Source organism: Streptomyces sp. NPDC043908 (genome assembly GCF_056435525.1).
Map to the genome: position 1 here is coordinate 65,506 of NZ_JBWKEI010000016.1, position 12,883 is coordinate 78,388.

The following is a 12,883-nucleotide window of genomic DNA, read 5'->3' on the forward strand; positions in this document are numbered from 1 at the left end:
GACCGGCCTCCGCCGGCCCGAGCCGCGTGCCCCGTCAGCGGGCCATGATGAGGCTCATCGCCTCCGCGCGCGTGGCGGGGTCACGCAGCTGCCCGCGCACCGCGGACGTGATCGTCTTGGCGCCCGGCTTCCGTACCCCGCGCATGGTCATGCACATGTGCTCGCACTCCACGACGACGATGACGCCGCGCGGCTCCAGGATCTCCATCAGCGAGTCCGCGATCTGCGTGGTCAGCCGCTCCTGCACCTGCGGGCGCCGCGCGTACACGTCGACGAGACGGGCCAGCTTCGACAGCCCCGTGATCTTCCCGTCCGCCGACGGGATGTACCCGACGTGGGCCACGCCCACGAAGGGCACCAGATGATGTTCGCAGCTGCTCATGACCTCGATGTCCTTCACCAGGACCATCTCGTCGTGGCCGAGGTCGAACGTCGTGGTCAGCACGTCCTGCGGCTGCTGCCACAGACCCGCGAATATTTCCCGGTAAGCCCGGGCCACCCGCCCCGGCGTCTCCCGCAGGCCCTCGCGGTCCGGGTCCTCGCCGACCGCGATGAGGAGCTCGCGCACGGCGTTCTCGGCCCGCTTCTCGTCGAACTCGCCGATACGGCCCTGGCCGTCCAGCGTCACCGGGTCGGTCATCTGTGCCTCGTTCCTCGTGTCTCTGCACGGACGTACGAATGCGCCGCGCCCCCACAGGCTAAAACCTGGGGGGCGCGGCGTGCATTCCGGGTCCGGCGGGAGCCGAGGGTCAGCTCTCGGGGCGGTCCTCCGGGGCCGGGAGCTGCTCGGTCGGGACCGCGTCGGTCGGGGCCGAGCCGTTGGCGGTGGTGGCGCCGTTGGTCAGGGCCAGCTCCCTCGGCGACAGGACCGGCGGGCGCGTCGACGGCGTACGCCGCGAGGAGCCCGTCCAGGCCGGGCGCGCGGGGCGCCGGACGATGGGGGCGAAGATCTCGGCGATCTCCTCCTTGCCCAGCGTCTCCTTCTCAAGAAGCCGCAGGACCAGGTTGTCGAGGACGTCGCGGTTCTCGACGAGGATCTCCCACGCCTCGTTGTGCGCGGTCTCGATGAGCTTCTTGACCTCTTCGTCGACCAGCGCCGCGACCTCTTCCGAGTAGTCGCGCTGGTGCGCCATCTCACGGCCCAGGAACGGCTCCGTGTTGTCGCCGCCGAACTTGATCGCGCCGAGCCGCTCGGTCATGCCGTACTGCGTGACCATCGCGCGTGCGGTGGCCGTGGCCTTCTCGATGTCGTTCGCCGCGCCCGTGGTCGGGTCGTGGAAGACGAGCTCCTCGGCCGCGCGCCCGCCCAGCATGTAGGCGAGCTGGTCGAGCATCTCGTTGCGCGTGGTCGAGTACTTGTCCTCGTCCGGCAGGACCATCGTGTAGCCGAGGGCACGGCCGCGCGACAGGATCGTGATCTTGTGGACCGGGTCCGAGTTCGGGGAGGCCGCCGCGACCAGGGCGTGTCCGCCCTCGTGGTACGCGGTGATCTTCTTCTCCTTGTCGGACATGATCCGGGTCCGCTTCTGCGGGCCCGCCACGACGCGGTCGATCGCCTCGTCCAGCATGTGGTTGTCGATCAGCTTCTGGTTGCTGCGCGCCGTGAGGAGCGCCGCTTCGTTCAGCACGTTCGACAGGTCGGCGCCGGTGAAGCCGGGGGTGCGCCGGGCGACGGCCGCGAGGTCGACGTCCGGGGCGACCGGCTTGCCCTTCTGGTGGACCTTGAGGATCTCCAGACGGCCCTGCATGTCCGGGCGGTCGACCGCGATCTGGCGGTCGAAGCGGCCGGGGCGCAGGAGGGCCGGGTCGAGGATGTCGGGCCGGTTGGTGGCGGCGATCAGGATGACACCGCCCTTCACGTCGAAGCCGTCCATCTCGACGAGCAGCTGGTTGAGCGTCTGCTCGCGCTCGTCGTGGCCGCCGCCGAGGCCCGCGCCGCGGTGCCGGCCGACGGCGTCGATCTCGTCGACGAAGACGATCGCCGGGGCGTTCGCCTTGGCCTGCTCGAAGAGGTCGCGCACCCGGGAGGCGCCGACGCCGACGAACATCTCGACGAAGTCGGAGCCGGAGATCGAGTAGAAGGGGACGCCGGCCTCGCCCGCGACGGCGCGCGCGAGGAGGGTCTTGCCGGTGCCGGGCGGGCCGTACAGCAGCACGCCCTTGGGGATCTTGGCGCCGACGGCCTGGAACTTCGCCGGCTCCTGGAGGAACTCCTTGATCTCGTGGAGCTCCTCGACGGCCTCATCGGCCCCGGCGACGTCCGAGAACGTCGTCTTCGGGGTGTCCTTGGTGATGAGCTTCGCCTTGGACTTCCCGAAGTTCATGACCCGGGAGCCGCCGCCCTGCATCTGGTTCATCAGGAACAGGAAGACGACGACGATGAGGACGAAGGGGAGCAGCGAGAGCAGGATCCCCACGATCGGGTTCTGCTTCGAGGGGGAGACCGTGTAGCCCTTGGTCAGGTCTCCGCTGTCGAACTTGCCCTGGAGCTTGTTGGCCAGGCTGGTGCCCTGGGCGTCGCCGATGTAGCTCGCCTGGATCTTGTTGGCGCCCTTGACCTTCTGGCCGTCCTTGAGGTCGACCTTGATGACCGACTCGTCGCCGGTCGTGATCTTGGCTTCGTCTACCTGGTTCTTGTCGATCGCCTGGACGACCTCGGAGGTGTCCACCGTCTTGTAGCCGCCCGACGAGCCGACGACCTGCATCAACACGACCACGGCGAGGACGGCCAGCACGATCCACATGACCGGCCCACGGAAGTATCGCTTCACGTCCATCCATACGGAGCGAGAACGCCCCGTCCCTCCTGCCCGTAGGTAAATGCTGCTGTGAGTAAAGACTGTTCTTCGGACGGTACCCCAGCATTGTCACCCGAGACCGCAAGGGACGGCTGACAAACCCGCCTTCCCAAGCTCCAACGCGGGAGGGGGGCTCCGAGTTCCCGTCCGGGTACCCGGTTCAGCCGCCGTAGACGTGCGGGGCCAGCGTCCCGACAAAGGGGAGATTGCGGTACTTCTCGGCGTAGTCAAGGCCATATCCGACGACGAACTCATTCGGAATGTCGAATCCGATCCACTTCACGTCGATCGCGACCTTTGCGGCATCCGGCTTACGGAGCAGCGTGCAGACCTCCAGGGAGGCGGGCTCGCGGGATCCGAGGTTGGAGAGCAGCCAGGACAGCGTGAGGCCGGAGTCGATGATGTCCTCGACGATCAGGACGTGCTTGCCCTTGATGTCGGTGTCGAGGTCCTTGAGGATGCGGACGACGCCGGAGGACTGGGTGCCCGCTCCGTAGGAGGAGACGGCCATCCAGTCCATGGTCACCGGGGTGGACAGCGCGCGGGCCAGGTCCGCCATGACCATGACGGCACCCTTGAGGACGCCGACGATCAGGAGGTCCTTGCCCGCGTACTCCGCGTCGATCTTCGCGGCCAGCTCGACCAGCTTGGCGTCGATCTCTTCCTTGGTGATGAGCACCGACTGGAGGTCGGTGCCCATGTCCTTCTCGTTCACCCGGGCCGCTTTCTTGGTTCGTTGTACGTAACTGAGCTCAGCTCTGCCGGATGACCAGTCTGCCACCCTGCCGCCGTGCCTCGACGCGCCCGGGGAGGTTGATGGCCCGCTGGCCGCGCCAGCCCGTGATCAGGCGGTCGACCTCCTCGACATGGCGGGCGAAGAGCGAGCCGGCGGGGGAACCGGCGCGGATGAGGGCCTTGCGCAGCACCCGGCGGCGGACCGCGGCGGGCAGCGCGTAGAGCTTTCCGCACAGCAGCTCGCCGGCCTCGTCCCGGACCGAGGGGTCGGCCTCGGCGGCCCAGGCGTCCAGGGCGTCGGCGTCGTCGCGGGAGAGCTCGGCGGTACGCGCCAGGGCTTCCACGACGCCTTTGCCGAGCGCCTTCTCCAGGGCGGGCAGGCCTTCGTGGCGCAGCCGCGAGCGGGTGTAGGCGGGGTCGGCGTTGTGCGGGTCGTCCCAGACGGGCAGCGACTGGACCAGACAGGCCTTGCGGGCGGTGTGCCGGTCGAGCTGGAGGAAGGGGCGGCGGTAGCGGCCGTGGGCGCCGGAGACGGCGGCCATGCCGGACAGGGAGCGGGTGCCCGAGCCGCGGGCGAGGCCGAGCAGGACCGTCTCCGCCTGGTCGTCGCGGGTGTGGCCGAGCAGGACCGCGGCGGCGCCGTGGCGCTCGGCGGCGGCGTCCAGGGCGGCGTAGCGGGCGTCGCGGGCGGCGGCCTCGGGGCCGCCCTCGCGGCCCACCTTCACGGTGATGGCCTCGACCGGGTCGAGCCCCAGCGCGGTGAGCCGGGCGGCGACCTCGGCGGCGCGCTGGTCGGAGCCGGGCTGGAGGCCGTGGTCGACGGTGACGGCGCCGGCGCGGACGGAGAGCTTGCGGGATTCGAAGGCGAGGGCGGAGGCGAGCGCCATGGAGTCGGCGCCTCCGGAGCAGGCGACGAGGACCAGGGGTCCGTCGGCGCCGCCCTCGCGCGCGGTGGCGCGCGGGAGGTCGAGGGGGGTGTCGGGGGGCGGCGTGCGGCCGTCGTGGAGGACGAGCGCGTCGCGCAGGACGTCGTGGAGTACGCGGCGGACCGCCAGGCGTATCGCCGCGACCGCAGGATGGGGACCCATGTCCGGTGCCCTTCGGTGAAGTTGGGGGGTGCCTCGGGACGAGGGGAAAGATCGGTCACACAGAGTGCGTAGATGGTGACAGAACCGAGCCGATACCCGAGCATTGCACGCCTACCCATGCCCTACGGTCCCTCGGATGGGTGATCCTGCGCATTTCCGGGGGACAGCCGGGGCCTTCGGGTACGTGGGTGCGGTCGGCGCTCGCCCGCTCAGCCGTCCGTCCTGCTGTGCACCCGCGCGACCCAGTCCGCCGGTTTGGCGATCTCCGCCTTGGTCGGGAGCGTGTTGGGGGAGGTCCAGACCCGGTTGAAACCGTCCATACCGACCTGGTCGACGACGGCCCGGACGAACCGTTCGCCGTCGCGGTACTGGCGCAGCTTGGCGTCGAGGCCGAGGAGCTTGCGCAGGGCCTGGTCGAGGCGGGAGGCGCCCTTGGCGCGGCGCTGCTGGAACTTCTCGCGGATCTCCGCCACCGAGGGCACGACCTGCGGTCCCACGCCGTCCATCACGAAGTCGGCGTGGCCCTCCAGGAGTGACATCACGGCGGTGAGCCGGCCGAGGATCTCCCGCTGGGCGGGCGTCTGCACCAGCTCGACCAGGGAGCGCCCGCTTTCGCCCTCCTCGCCCTCGGGGCGGCTTCCGGCGAGCGACTGGGCGGCCTCGCGCAGCCGCTCCAGGACGGTCATCGGGTCGACGTCGGTCTCCCCGAGAAATGACTGGATTTCGCCCTCCAGGTGGTCGCGCAGCCAGGGCACGCCGGTGAACTGGGTGCGGTGCGTCTCCTCGTGCAGGCACACCCAGAGCCGGAAGTCGTGCGGGTCGACGTCGAGCTCGCGCTCCACGTGGACGATGTTGGGCGCGACCAGGAGCAGCCGTCCGCCGCCGTTCTCCCCGGCCGGGAGCTCGCGGGTGGCGGGCGCGAACGTCTCGTACTGCCCGAGCACGCGCGAGGACAGGAAGCTCAGCAGCATGCCCAGCTCGACGCCGGTGACCTTGCCGCCGACCGCGCCGAAGACGGCGCTGCCCGGGCCGCTCCCCCGGCGCTCCTGCATCTTGTCGAGCAGGGGCTTCAGAAGTTCCCGGAATCCGGCCACGTTGGCCTTGACCCAGCCCGCGCGGTCGACCACGAGGACGGGGGTGTCGGCGGGCCGCACACCCTCCGGGATCATCCGGGTGAACGCCCGTACGTGTTCCTCCGAGGCCTTCGCGTGCCCGCGGAGCTCCGCGACGACGGCCCGTGCCTCGTCGCGGCTCACTTCGGGCCCCGGCCTCACCAGGCGGGTCGCGGTCGCCACCGCGAGGTTCCAGTCGACCATCCCAGAGGAAGCGGCACCACCGATGCTCGTCATGCGTCAACCGTACGTTGTCCTCCCGCGCGGGGGAGGAGGGCCGACGCCGGGTGATTACGGGGCGGGGACCGGGGAGCCGGCCCGGCAGCCGCACCGGGCGAGCCGCTCGGCGAGGCGGTCGAGCGCGTGCTGGGCGGCGTCGGGGCCGGGGGTGCCGGAGGCGAGGAAGGCGAAGGTGAGCAGATGGCCGTCGGCGTCCACGACCGTGCCCGCGAGCGCGTTGACGCCCGAGAGGGTGCCGGTCTTGGCGCGGACGAGTCCGGTCCCGGCGGAGGCGGTCCCGTAGCGGGCGCGCAGGGTGCCGGTGAACCCGGCGACCGGCAGACCGGTGAGGACCGGCCGCAGCTCCGGGTGGGCGGGGTCGGCCGCGCGCGCGAGGAGCAGGGTCAGGAGCTGGGCGCTGACGCGGTTCTCGCGGCTGAGGCCGCTGCCGTCGGCGAACCGGGCTCCGGCGGCCTGCGGAAGGCCGAGCGCGGCGATCCGGTCGGCGACCGCTTTGGCGGCCCCGTCGAAGTCGGCGGGCCGTCCGGCGGCGACGGCGGTCTGGCGGGCGAGCGCCTCGGCGAGGTCGTTGTCGCTGTTGGTGAGCATCCGCTCGACCAGGTCGGACAGCGGCGCGGAGAGGGTGCGGGCGAGCTCTCCGGCGCCCTGCGGGGCCCGTCCCGGCCGGGGCGGGCCGGCGGTGATGCCGCGCTCGCGCAGGAGCGAGGCGAACGTACGGGCGGTGTCACCGGCCGGGTCCCAGCTGCGCGGCGCGGGGCCGCTGTCGCTTCCGTCCACGCGTGCCTCGTCGGTCATCAGGGCGACGACGGGCGCGATGTTCTCGTTCGGGCCGATGGGGTGGCGCTCGGGGCCGCTGTAGCGGGAGAGGTCGTAGGTGAGGGAGGCGGTGGTGGCTCCCCGGGCGCGCAGGGCGCGGGCGGTGGCGTCGGCGAGGGCGCGCAGGCCGTCCTTGCCGAGCGTGGGGTCGCCGCCGCCGACCAGGGTGAGCTCGGTGCCGGTGGCGGGGGCGACGACGGTGGTGGGGATGCGGTGGCCGGGGCCGAGCGCCGACAGGGCGGCGGTGGCAGTGGCGATCTTGACGGTGGAGGCGGGCGTCATGGCGGTGTCCGCGCGCTGCCCGTAGAGCTGTCTGCCGGTGACCGTGTCGTACACCGCCGCGGAGGGCTGCGGGCCGAGGCCGGGTGAGGCGAGGAGGGGGCCGAGGACCTGGTCGAGCGTGCTGTCCGCCGGCGCGTCCGCGGGGGCGCTCAGCGCGGCGAGCACGCCCCTGGCGCTGGGCGCGGGCGCCGGTGAGGGGGGCGCGCCCAGGTGATGTGCGCCACCTGTTGACCGGTGAGCCGCTGCGCGGTCGCGCTCGGCCGTACGCTGACCCGAGTCCCAGGGACCGGCCGTGGCCACCGCTCCGGCCGCCACTGCCATGCCTACCGCAGCCGCACCCGCGATGAGCTGCCATGTCTTGGGTCCCGGCACCGAGGACCAGCCCCTTTCGCGATCACACACCTGCGTGAGGGACACTTAATCACCAGAACTGCGTCTTGCCGCGAACATGGCACACCGGGTCAGCACCGGCGGCCCCATCCGGCTGAGTGTCCCGGGCCCGACCCGGGGGACGCGGGAACCGACCAATGCATGTGCTGATCATGGAGGAGAGCCACCCGTGGAGTTCGACGTCACCATCGAGATCCCGAAGGGTTCGCGGAACAAGTACGAGGTGGACCACGAGACCGGCAGGATCCGCCTGGACCGTCGCCTCTTCACCTCGACCAGCTACCCGGCGGACTACGGCTTCGTGGAGAACACCCTCGGCGAGGACGGTGACCCGCTGGACGCGCTGGTCATCCTGGACGAGCCGACCTTCCCGGGCTGCCTGATCCGCTGCCGTGCCATCGGCATGTTCCGCATGACCGACGAGGCGGGCGGCGACGACAAGCTGCTCTGCGTGCCGGCGTCCGACCCGCGTGTCGAGCACCTGCGCGACATCCACCACGTGTCGGAGTTCGACCGCCTGGAGATCCAGCACTTCTTCGAGGTCTACAAGGACCTGGAGCCCGGCAAGTCCGTCGAGGGCGCCAACTGGGTCGGCCGCGCCGAGGCCGAGGAAGAGATCAAGGCCTCCTACAAGCGCCTCGAGGCGCAGGGCGGCGCGCACTGACGCACCTGTGAACCGGTACGACGACGGGCGGTGCACCTTCCGGGGTGCGCCGCCCGTTGTCGTACGACTTGATGATCGCCCACATACTGGGCACACGCTTGCGTACGCAAGGGACCGGAGGGAGGCAAGGGGTGCCTGAGCAGCAGGAGCCGGAGGAGCGCAAGCCCTCTGACGAGGCGCGGAGCGCCTTCGCGGCTCCCGACGGGGTGGCGCAGCCCGGCCCTCCGGAGGAGGACGCGCCGACCTCCGAGTTCGCGCTGCCCGCCGGGGTCCCGGAGCCGGAGCCGGCGGCCGAACAGGCCCCCGCGTCGGCCTTCGCGCCGCCCAGCACCTACTCGGCCCGCGAGGCGCCGTCCGCCGTCGTCACCACGGCGGGACTGCCGCTGGTGCGCCTGTCCAAGGACGCGCCCTGGCAGGACCGGATGCGCACCATGCTGCGTATGCCGGTGGGTGAGCGGCCGGTGCCGGAGACGGCCCTGAAGACCGACGACGCCGGGCCCGCCGTGCCGCGCGTGCTCGACCTGACGCTGCGTATCGGCGAGCTGCTGCTCGCGGGCGGCGAGGGCGCCGAGGACGTCGAGGCGGCGATGTTCGCCATCTGCCGCAGCTACGGCCTGGACCGCTGCGAGCCGACGGTGACCTTCACCCTGCTCGCCGTCACCCACCAGCCGTCCCTGGTGGACGACCCGGTCACGGCGAACCGGACGGTACGCCGCCGGGGCACCGACTACACGCGCCTGGCGGCCGTCCACCGGCTCGTCACGGACATGACCAGCTCCGACCACGACGTCACCCTGGAAGAGGCCTACCGCCGCCTCGCGGAGATCCGCCGCAACCGGCACCCGTACCCCGGCTGGGTCCTCACCCTCGCCGCGGGCGTCCTCGCCGGGGCGGCCTCGGTGCTGGTCGGCGGCGGCGTGACGGTGTTCCTGGTGGCGGCGGCCGGCGCGATCCTGGGCGACCGGCTCGCCTGGCTCTGCGCGGCGCGCGGACTGCCGGAGTTCTACCAGTTCGTGGTGGCGGCGATGCCGCCCGCGGCGATGGGGGTGGCGCTCAGCCTGCTCGGCTGGGATCTGCGGCCCTCCGCGGTCATCACGGGTGGACTGTTCGCCCTGATCCCCGGACGGGCGCTGGTGGCCGCCGTGCAGGACGGCCTGACCGGCTTCTACATCACCGCCTCCGCCCGCCTGCTGGAGGTCACGTACTTCTTCGTGGCGATCGTGATCGGTGTGCTCACCGTGCTGTACGGGGGGCTCCAGGTCGACGCCAAGCTGAACCCGGAGGGCGCCCTGAGCCCCATCGAGCGGCCCGTCGTCCAGACGCTCGCCTCGATGGCGCTCTGCCTGACCTTCGCCGTGCTGCTCCAGCAGGAACGGTCCACCGTGTGGATCGCCACGCTGAACGGCGGAGTCGCGTGGGTGATCTACGCGTCGATCGCGGTCACCGCCCACGGATCGCCCATCATGGCGACGGCGGTGGCGGCGGGGCTCGTCGGCCTCTTCGGGCAGTTGGTCGCGCGCTACCGCAACACCTCGGCGCTGCCGTACGTGACGGCGGCGATCGGGCCGCTGCTGCCGGGCAGCGCCACGTACTTCGGCGTGCTGGCGATCGCCCAGAACCACCGGGACCAGGGACTCGCCAACATCCTCAAGGCGGCGGCGCTGGCGATGGCGATCGCGATCGGGGTGAACCTCGGGAGCGAGATGTCGCGGATGTTCCTCAAGGCGCCGGGGGCGGCCCGCAAGGCGGCGAAGCGGACGCGCGGATTCTGACGGGGGCGGGGCTTCTCACGGGCGGGGGGCTTCTGACGGGCGGGGGGTCTGACGGGCGCGGGGCTCTGACGGGCGCAGTGTGCCGCCGTTCGTTCGCCGTTCGCCCTCGTGGGCCGCTGTAGTCGGCCGTGGGCGGCCCACGCAGTCCCCGCGCCCCCGAAGGACGCCCCCCGTACGCGGGGTTCAGCGCTTCGCGTGCCGCCTGCGCTGGGGCGGGCGGGGCGAGCCGATGTCGGCGGGGCCCCGGTCCCCCGCTCCCGCCTTCTTCGCCTTGGAACGCGCCCGCAGGAACTCGATCGCGATCGGGACCACCGAGACCAGGACGATCGCGACCAGCATCAGCTCGATGTTCTTGTGCACGAACTCGACGTTGCCCAGCGCCGCGCCCAGCAGCGTCACGCCCGCGCCCCACAGCGCGCCGCCGATCACGTTGTACGTGATGAAGGAGCGGTAGTTCATCCGGCTGACGCCCGCGATGATCGGCGTGAAGGTCCGGACGATCGGCACGAACCGGGCCAGCACCAGCGACTTCGGGCCGTACTTCTCGAAGAAGTCGTGGGCCTTCTCCACGTTCTCCTGCTTGAAGAGCTTGGAGTCCGGCCGGTTGAAGAGCGAGGGGCCGACCTTGCGGCCGAAGAGGTAGCCCACCTGGTCGCCCACCACGGCCGCGGCCACCACCAGCAGGCACACCAGCCACAGCGGGGTGTCGATCTTGCCGCTGGTGACCAGCAGACCGGTGGTGAACAGGAGCGAGTCGCCCGGCAGGAAGAAGCCGATGAGCAGGCCGGACTCGGCGAAGACGATCACCAGCAGACCGGCCAGGCCGAACGACGACAGCAGCTGGTCGGGGTCCAGCCAGCTCGGACCGAGTGCGAGGGTGGTCACGGGTTCCGGCGCTCCTGGGTGAGGGTGGGGGCGGGGGGCGCGTAAGCGCGTGTTGACGGGCCAAAGCTATCAACGCCTCCGCCGGGCTCCAGGTTCCACCGGCCTCCTGGGGATGCGCTGTGCCCGGGCGGGTACGAAGCTGGGTCCCAGGATCCTCCAGGAAGGCGGCGCGATGAGCATCGAGGATTTCGGCGGCGGGCAGGGCCCGCAGTCCGACGTACTGGTCGTGACCACCAACGACGTGCCCGGCTACCAGGTCCAGCAGGTCATCGGTGAGGTCTTCGGTCTGACCGTGCGCTCGCGGCACCTCGGCAGCCAGATCGGCGCCGGCCTGAAGTCCATGATCGGCGGCGAGCTGAAGGGGCTGACCAAGACGCTCGTGCAGACCCGCAACCAGGCGATGGAACGGCTGGTCGAGCAGGCACGCGCGCGAGGGGCGAACGCCGTCCTCATGATGCGCTTCGACGTCACCGAGGCCGCCGACGTGGGGACGGAGGTCTGCGCGTACGGAACGGCGGTCGTGATCACGAAGCTCTGAGACGGGGGACCCCGACCATGGCACTGCACCCGGGTGGCGGCGAGAAGGCGCGGGAACACGAGGAGGACCACGGGCGGCTCGCCCTCAACCCGTTCTACGGGGAGGCCGACCCCGTCGGCTCCATGACCTCCGCGCCGCCCCGGCACCGGCTGCCGGACCGGCCGCTGGCCCCCTCCACGGCGTACCAGCTCGTCCACGACGAACTGATGCTGGACGGCAACTCCCGCCTCAACCTGGCCACGTTCGTCACCACCTGGATGGAGCCACAGGCGGCGGTGCTGATGGCGGAGTGCCGGGACAAGAACATGATCGACAAGGACGAGTACCCGCGCACCGCCGAGCTGGAGCGGCGCTGTGTGGCGATGCTCGCGGACCTGTGGCACGCGCCCGACCCGGCCGGGGCCGTGGGCTGCTCGACGACGGGGTCGAGCGAGGCCTGCATGCTCGCCGGGATGGCGCTCAAGCGGCGCTGGGCGAAGCGGAACGCGGACCGCTACCCCGGGCGGGACGCGGTGCCGAACCTGGTGATGGGCGTGAACGTCCAGGTCTGCTGGGAGAAGTTCTGCGCCTTCTGGGAGGTCGAGGCGCGCCAGGTCCCGATGGAGGGCGACCGCTTCCACCTCGACCCGCAGGCGGCGGCCGAGCTGTGCGACGAGAACACGATCGGCGTGGTGGGCATCCTCGGCTCGACCTTCGACGGATCGTACGAGCCGATCGCGGAACTCTGCGCGGCCCTCGACGCGTTGCAGGAGCGTACGGGTCTTGATGTGCCGGTCCACGTGGACGGCGCGTCGGGGGCGATGGTGGCGCCCTTCCTCGACGAGGACCTGGTGTGGGACTTCCGGCTGCCCAGGGTCTCCTCGATCAACACCTCCGGGCACAAGTACGGCCTGGTGTACCCGGGTGTGGGCTGGGCCCTGTGGCGCTCGGCGGAGGAGCTCCCGGAGGAGCTGGTCTTCCGGGTGAACTACCTGGGCGGCGACATGCCCACCTTCGCGCTGAACTTCTCCCGGCCGGGGGCGCAGGTGGTGGCGCAGTACTACACGTTCCTGCGGCTGGGCCGGGAAGGGTTCCGGGCGGTGCAGCGGACCACCCGGGACGTGGCGCGCTCGCTCGCCGACCGCATCGAGGCGCTGGGCGACTTCCGGCTGCTCACGCGCGGGACCGAGCTGCCGGTGTTCGCGTTCACCACGGCGCCGGAGGTGAAGCGGTTCGACGTGTTCGACGTGTCGCGGCGGCTGCGGGAGCGGGGCTGGCTGGTCCCGGCGTACACGTTCCCGCCGCACCGCGAAGACCTGTCGGTTCTGCGGGTGGTGTGCCGCAACGGGTTCTCGTCCGATCTGGCGGGGATGCTGGTGGAGGACCTGGGGCGGCTGCTGCCGGAGCTGCGGCGGCAGAGCGCTCCGCTGGGGCGGGAGGAGGCGGAGGCCACGGCCTTCCACCATTGAGGTGGGGTGGGGGAGGTGTGGGGCGCATTCGCGGGGTGCGGTGTCACGGGGTGCCGTGTCACGGGGTGCGGTGCGTGTTCGACTGCGGATCGTGCGTGGTTGCTCGCGCAGTTCC

General features: G+C 71.5%; 11 protein-coding genes. 4 read left to right on the forward strand and 7 right to left on the reverse strand.

Annotated elements, in window-relative coordinates; all coding sequences use genetic code 11:
• Positions 1-34: 34 nt before the first annotated feature.
• The 6 genes from folE to dacB all read right to left on the reverse strand — a co-directional run bounded on the left by folE (position 35) and on the right by dacB (position 7,392).
• On the reverse strand, positions 35-640 hold the full coding sequence (gene folE, locus AC069K_RS29545) for a GTP cyclohydrolase I FolE (protein WP_358831926.1): 606 nt from the start codon (positions 638-640) through the stop codon (positions 35-37).
• A 109-nt stretch (positions 641-749) separates the two neighbouring features.
• Positions 750-2,777: an ATP-dependent zinc metalloprotease FtsH gene (gene ftsH, locus AC069K_RS29550; RefSeq protein WP_358831927.1), complete on the reverse strand. Its 2,028-nt coding sequence runs from the start codon at positions 2,775-2,777 to the stop codon at positions 750-752.
• A gap of 181 nt (positions 2,778-2,958) precedes the next feature.
• The gene (hpt, locus tag AC069K_RS29555) at positions 2,959-3,498 is read right to left on the reverse strand and encodes a hypoxanthine phosphoribosyltransferase (RefSeq protein WP_159689106.1); all 540 of its coding nucleotides are present in this window, start codon (positions 3,496-3,498) and stop codon (positions 2,959-2,961) included.
• Positions 3,499-3,550: 52 nt separating this feature from the next.
• Positions 3,551-4,621, reverse strand: coding sequence for a tRNA lysidine(34) synthetase TilS (gene tilS / locus AC069K_RS29560; RefSeq protein WP_478621460.1), 1,071 nt, complete (start codon positions 4,619-4,621; stop codon positions 3,551-3,553).
• Positions 4,622-4,830: 209 nt separating this feature from the next.
• Positions 4,831-5,970, reverse strand: a complete 1,140-nt coding sequence (locus AC069K_RS29565) for a zinc-dependent metalloprotease (protein WP_478621462.1) — start codon at positions 5,968-5,970, stop codon at positions 4,831-4,833.
• Between the two features lie 54 nt (positions 5,971-6,024).
• Positions 6,025-7,392: a D-alanyl-D-alanine carboxypeptidase/D-alanyl-D-alanine endopeptidase gene (gene dacB, locus AC069K_RS29570; protein WP_365100302.1), complete on the reverse strand. Its 1,368-nt coding sequence runs from the start codon at positions 7,390-7,392 to the stop codon at positions 6,025-6,027.
• A gap of 238 nt (positions 7,393-7,630) precedes the next feature.
• On the opposite strand from dacB, the gene AC069K_RS29575 reads away from it, so the two are divergent.
• Both AC069K_RS29575 and AC069K_RS29580 read left to right on the forward strand, forming a co-directional pair.
• Complete coding sequence (locus tag AC069K_RS29575; RefSeq protein ID WP_101389400.1) at positions 7,631-8,125, forward strand: inorganic diphosphatase; 495 nt, start codon at positions 7,631-7,633, stop codon at positions 8,123-8,125.
• 71 nt (positions 8,126-8,196) lie between these two features.
• Positions 8,197-9,897, forward strand: coding sequence for a threonine/serine exporter family protein (locus tag AC069K_RS29580; protein WP_478621465.1), 1,701 nt, complete (start codon positions 8,197-8,199; stop codon positions 9,895-9,897).
• A gap of 183 nt (positions 9,898-10,080) precedes the next feature.
• Here the strand turns inward: AC069K_RS29580 and AC069K_RS29585 are convergent, their stop codons facing one another.
• Positions 10,081-10,782: a DedA family protein gene (locus AC069K_RS29585; protein WP_478621467.1), complete on the reverse strand. Its 702-nt coding sequence runs from the start codon at positions 10,780-10,782 to the stop codon at positions 10,081-10,083.
• 172 nt (positions 10,783-10,954) lie between these two features.
• Between AC069K_RS29585 and AC069K_RS29590 the strand changes: the two genes are divergently transcribed.
• Positions 10,955-11,320, forward strand: a complete 366-nt coding sequence (locus AC069K_RS29590; protein WP_358831932.1) for a YbjQ family protein — start codon at positions 10,955-10,957, stop codon at positions 11,318-11,320.
• 17 nt (positions 11,321-11,337) lie between these two features.
• Positions 11,338-12,768, forward strand: a complete 1,431-nt coding sequence (gene gad, locus AC069K_RS29595) for a glutamate decarboxylase (RefSeq protein ID WP_365100113.1) — start codon at positions 11,338-11,340, stop codon at positions 12,766-12,768.
• The last annotated feature ends 115 nt before the right edge of the window (positions 12,769-12,883 follow it).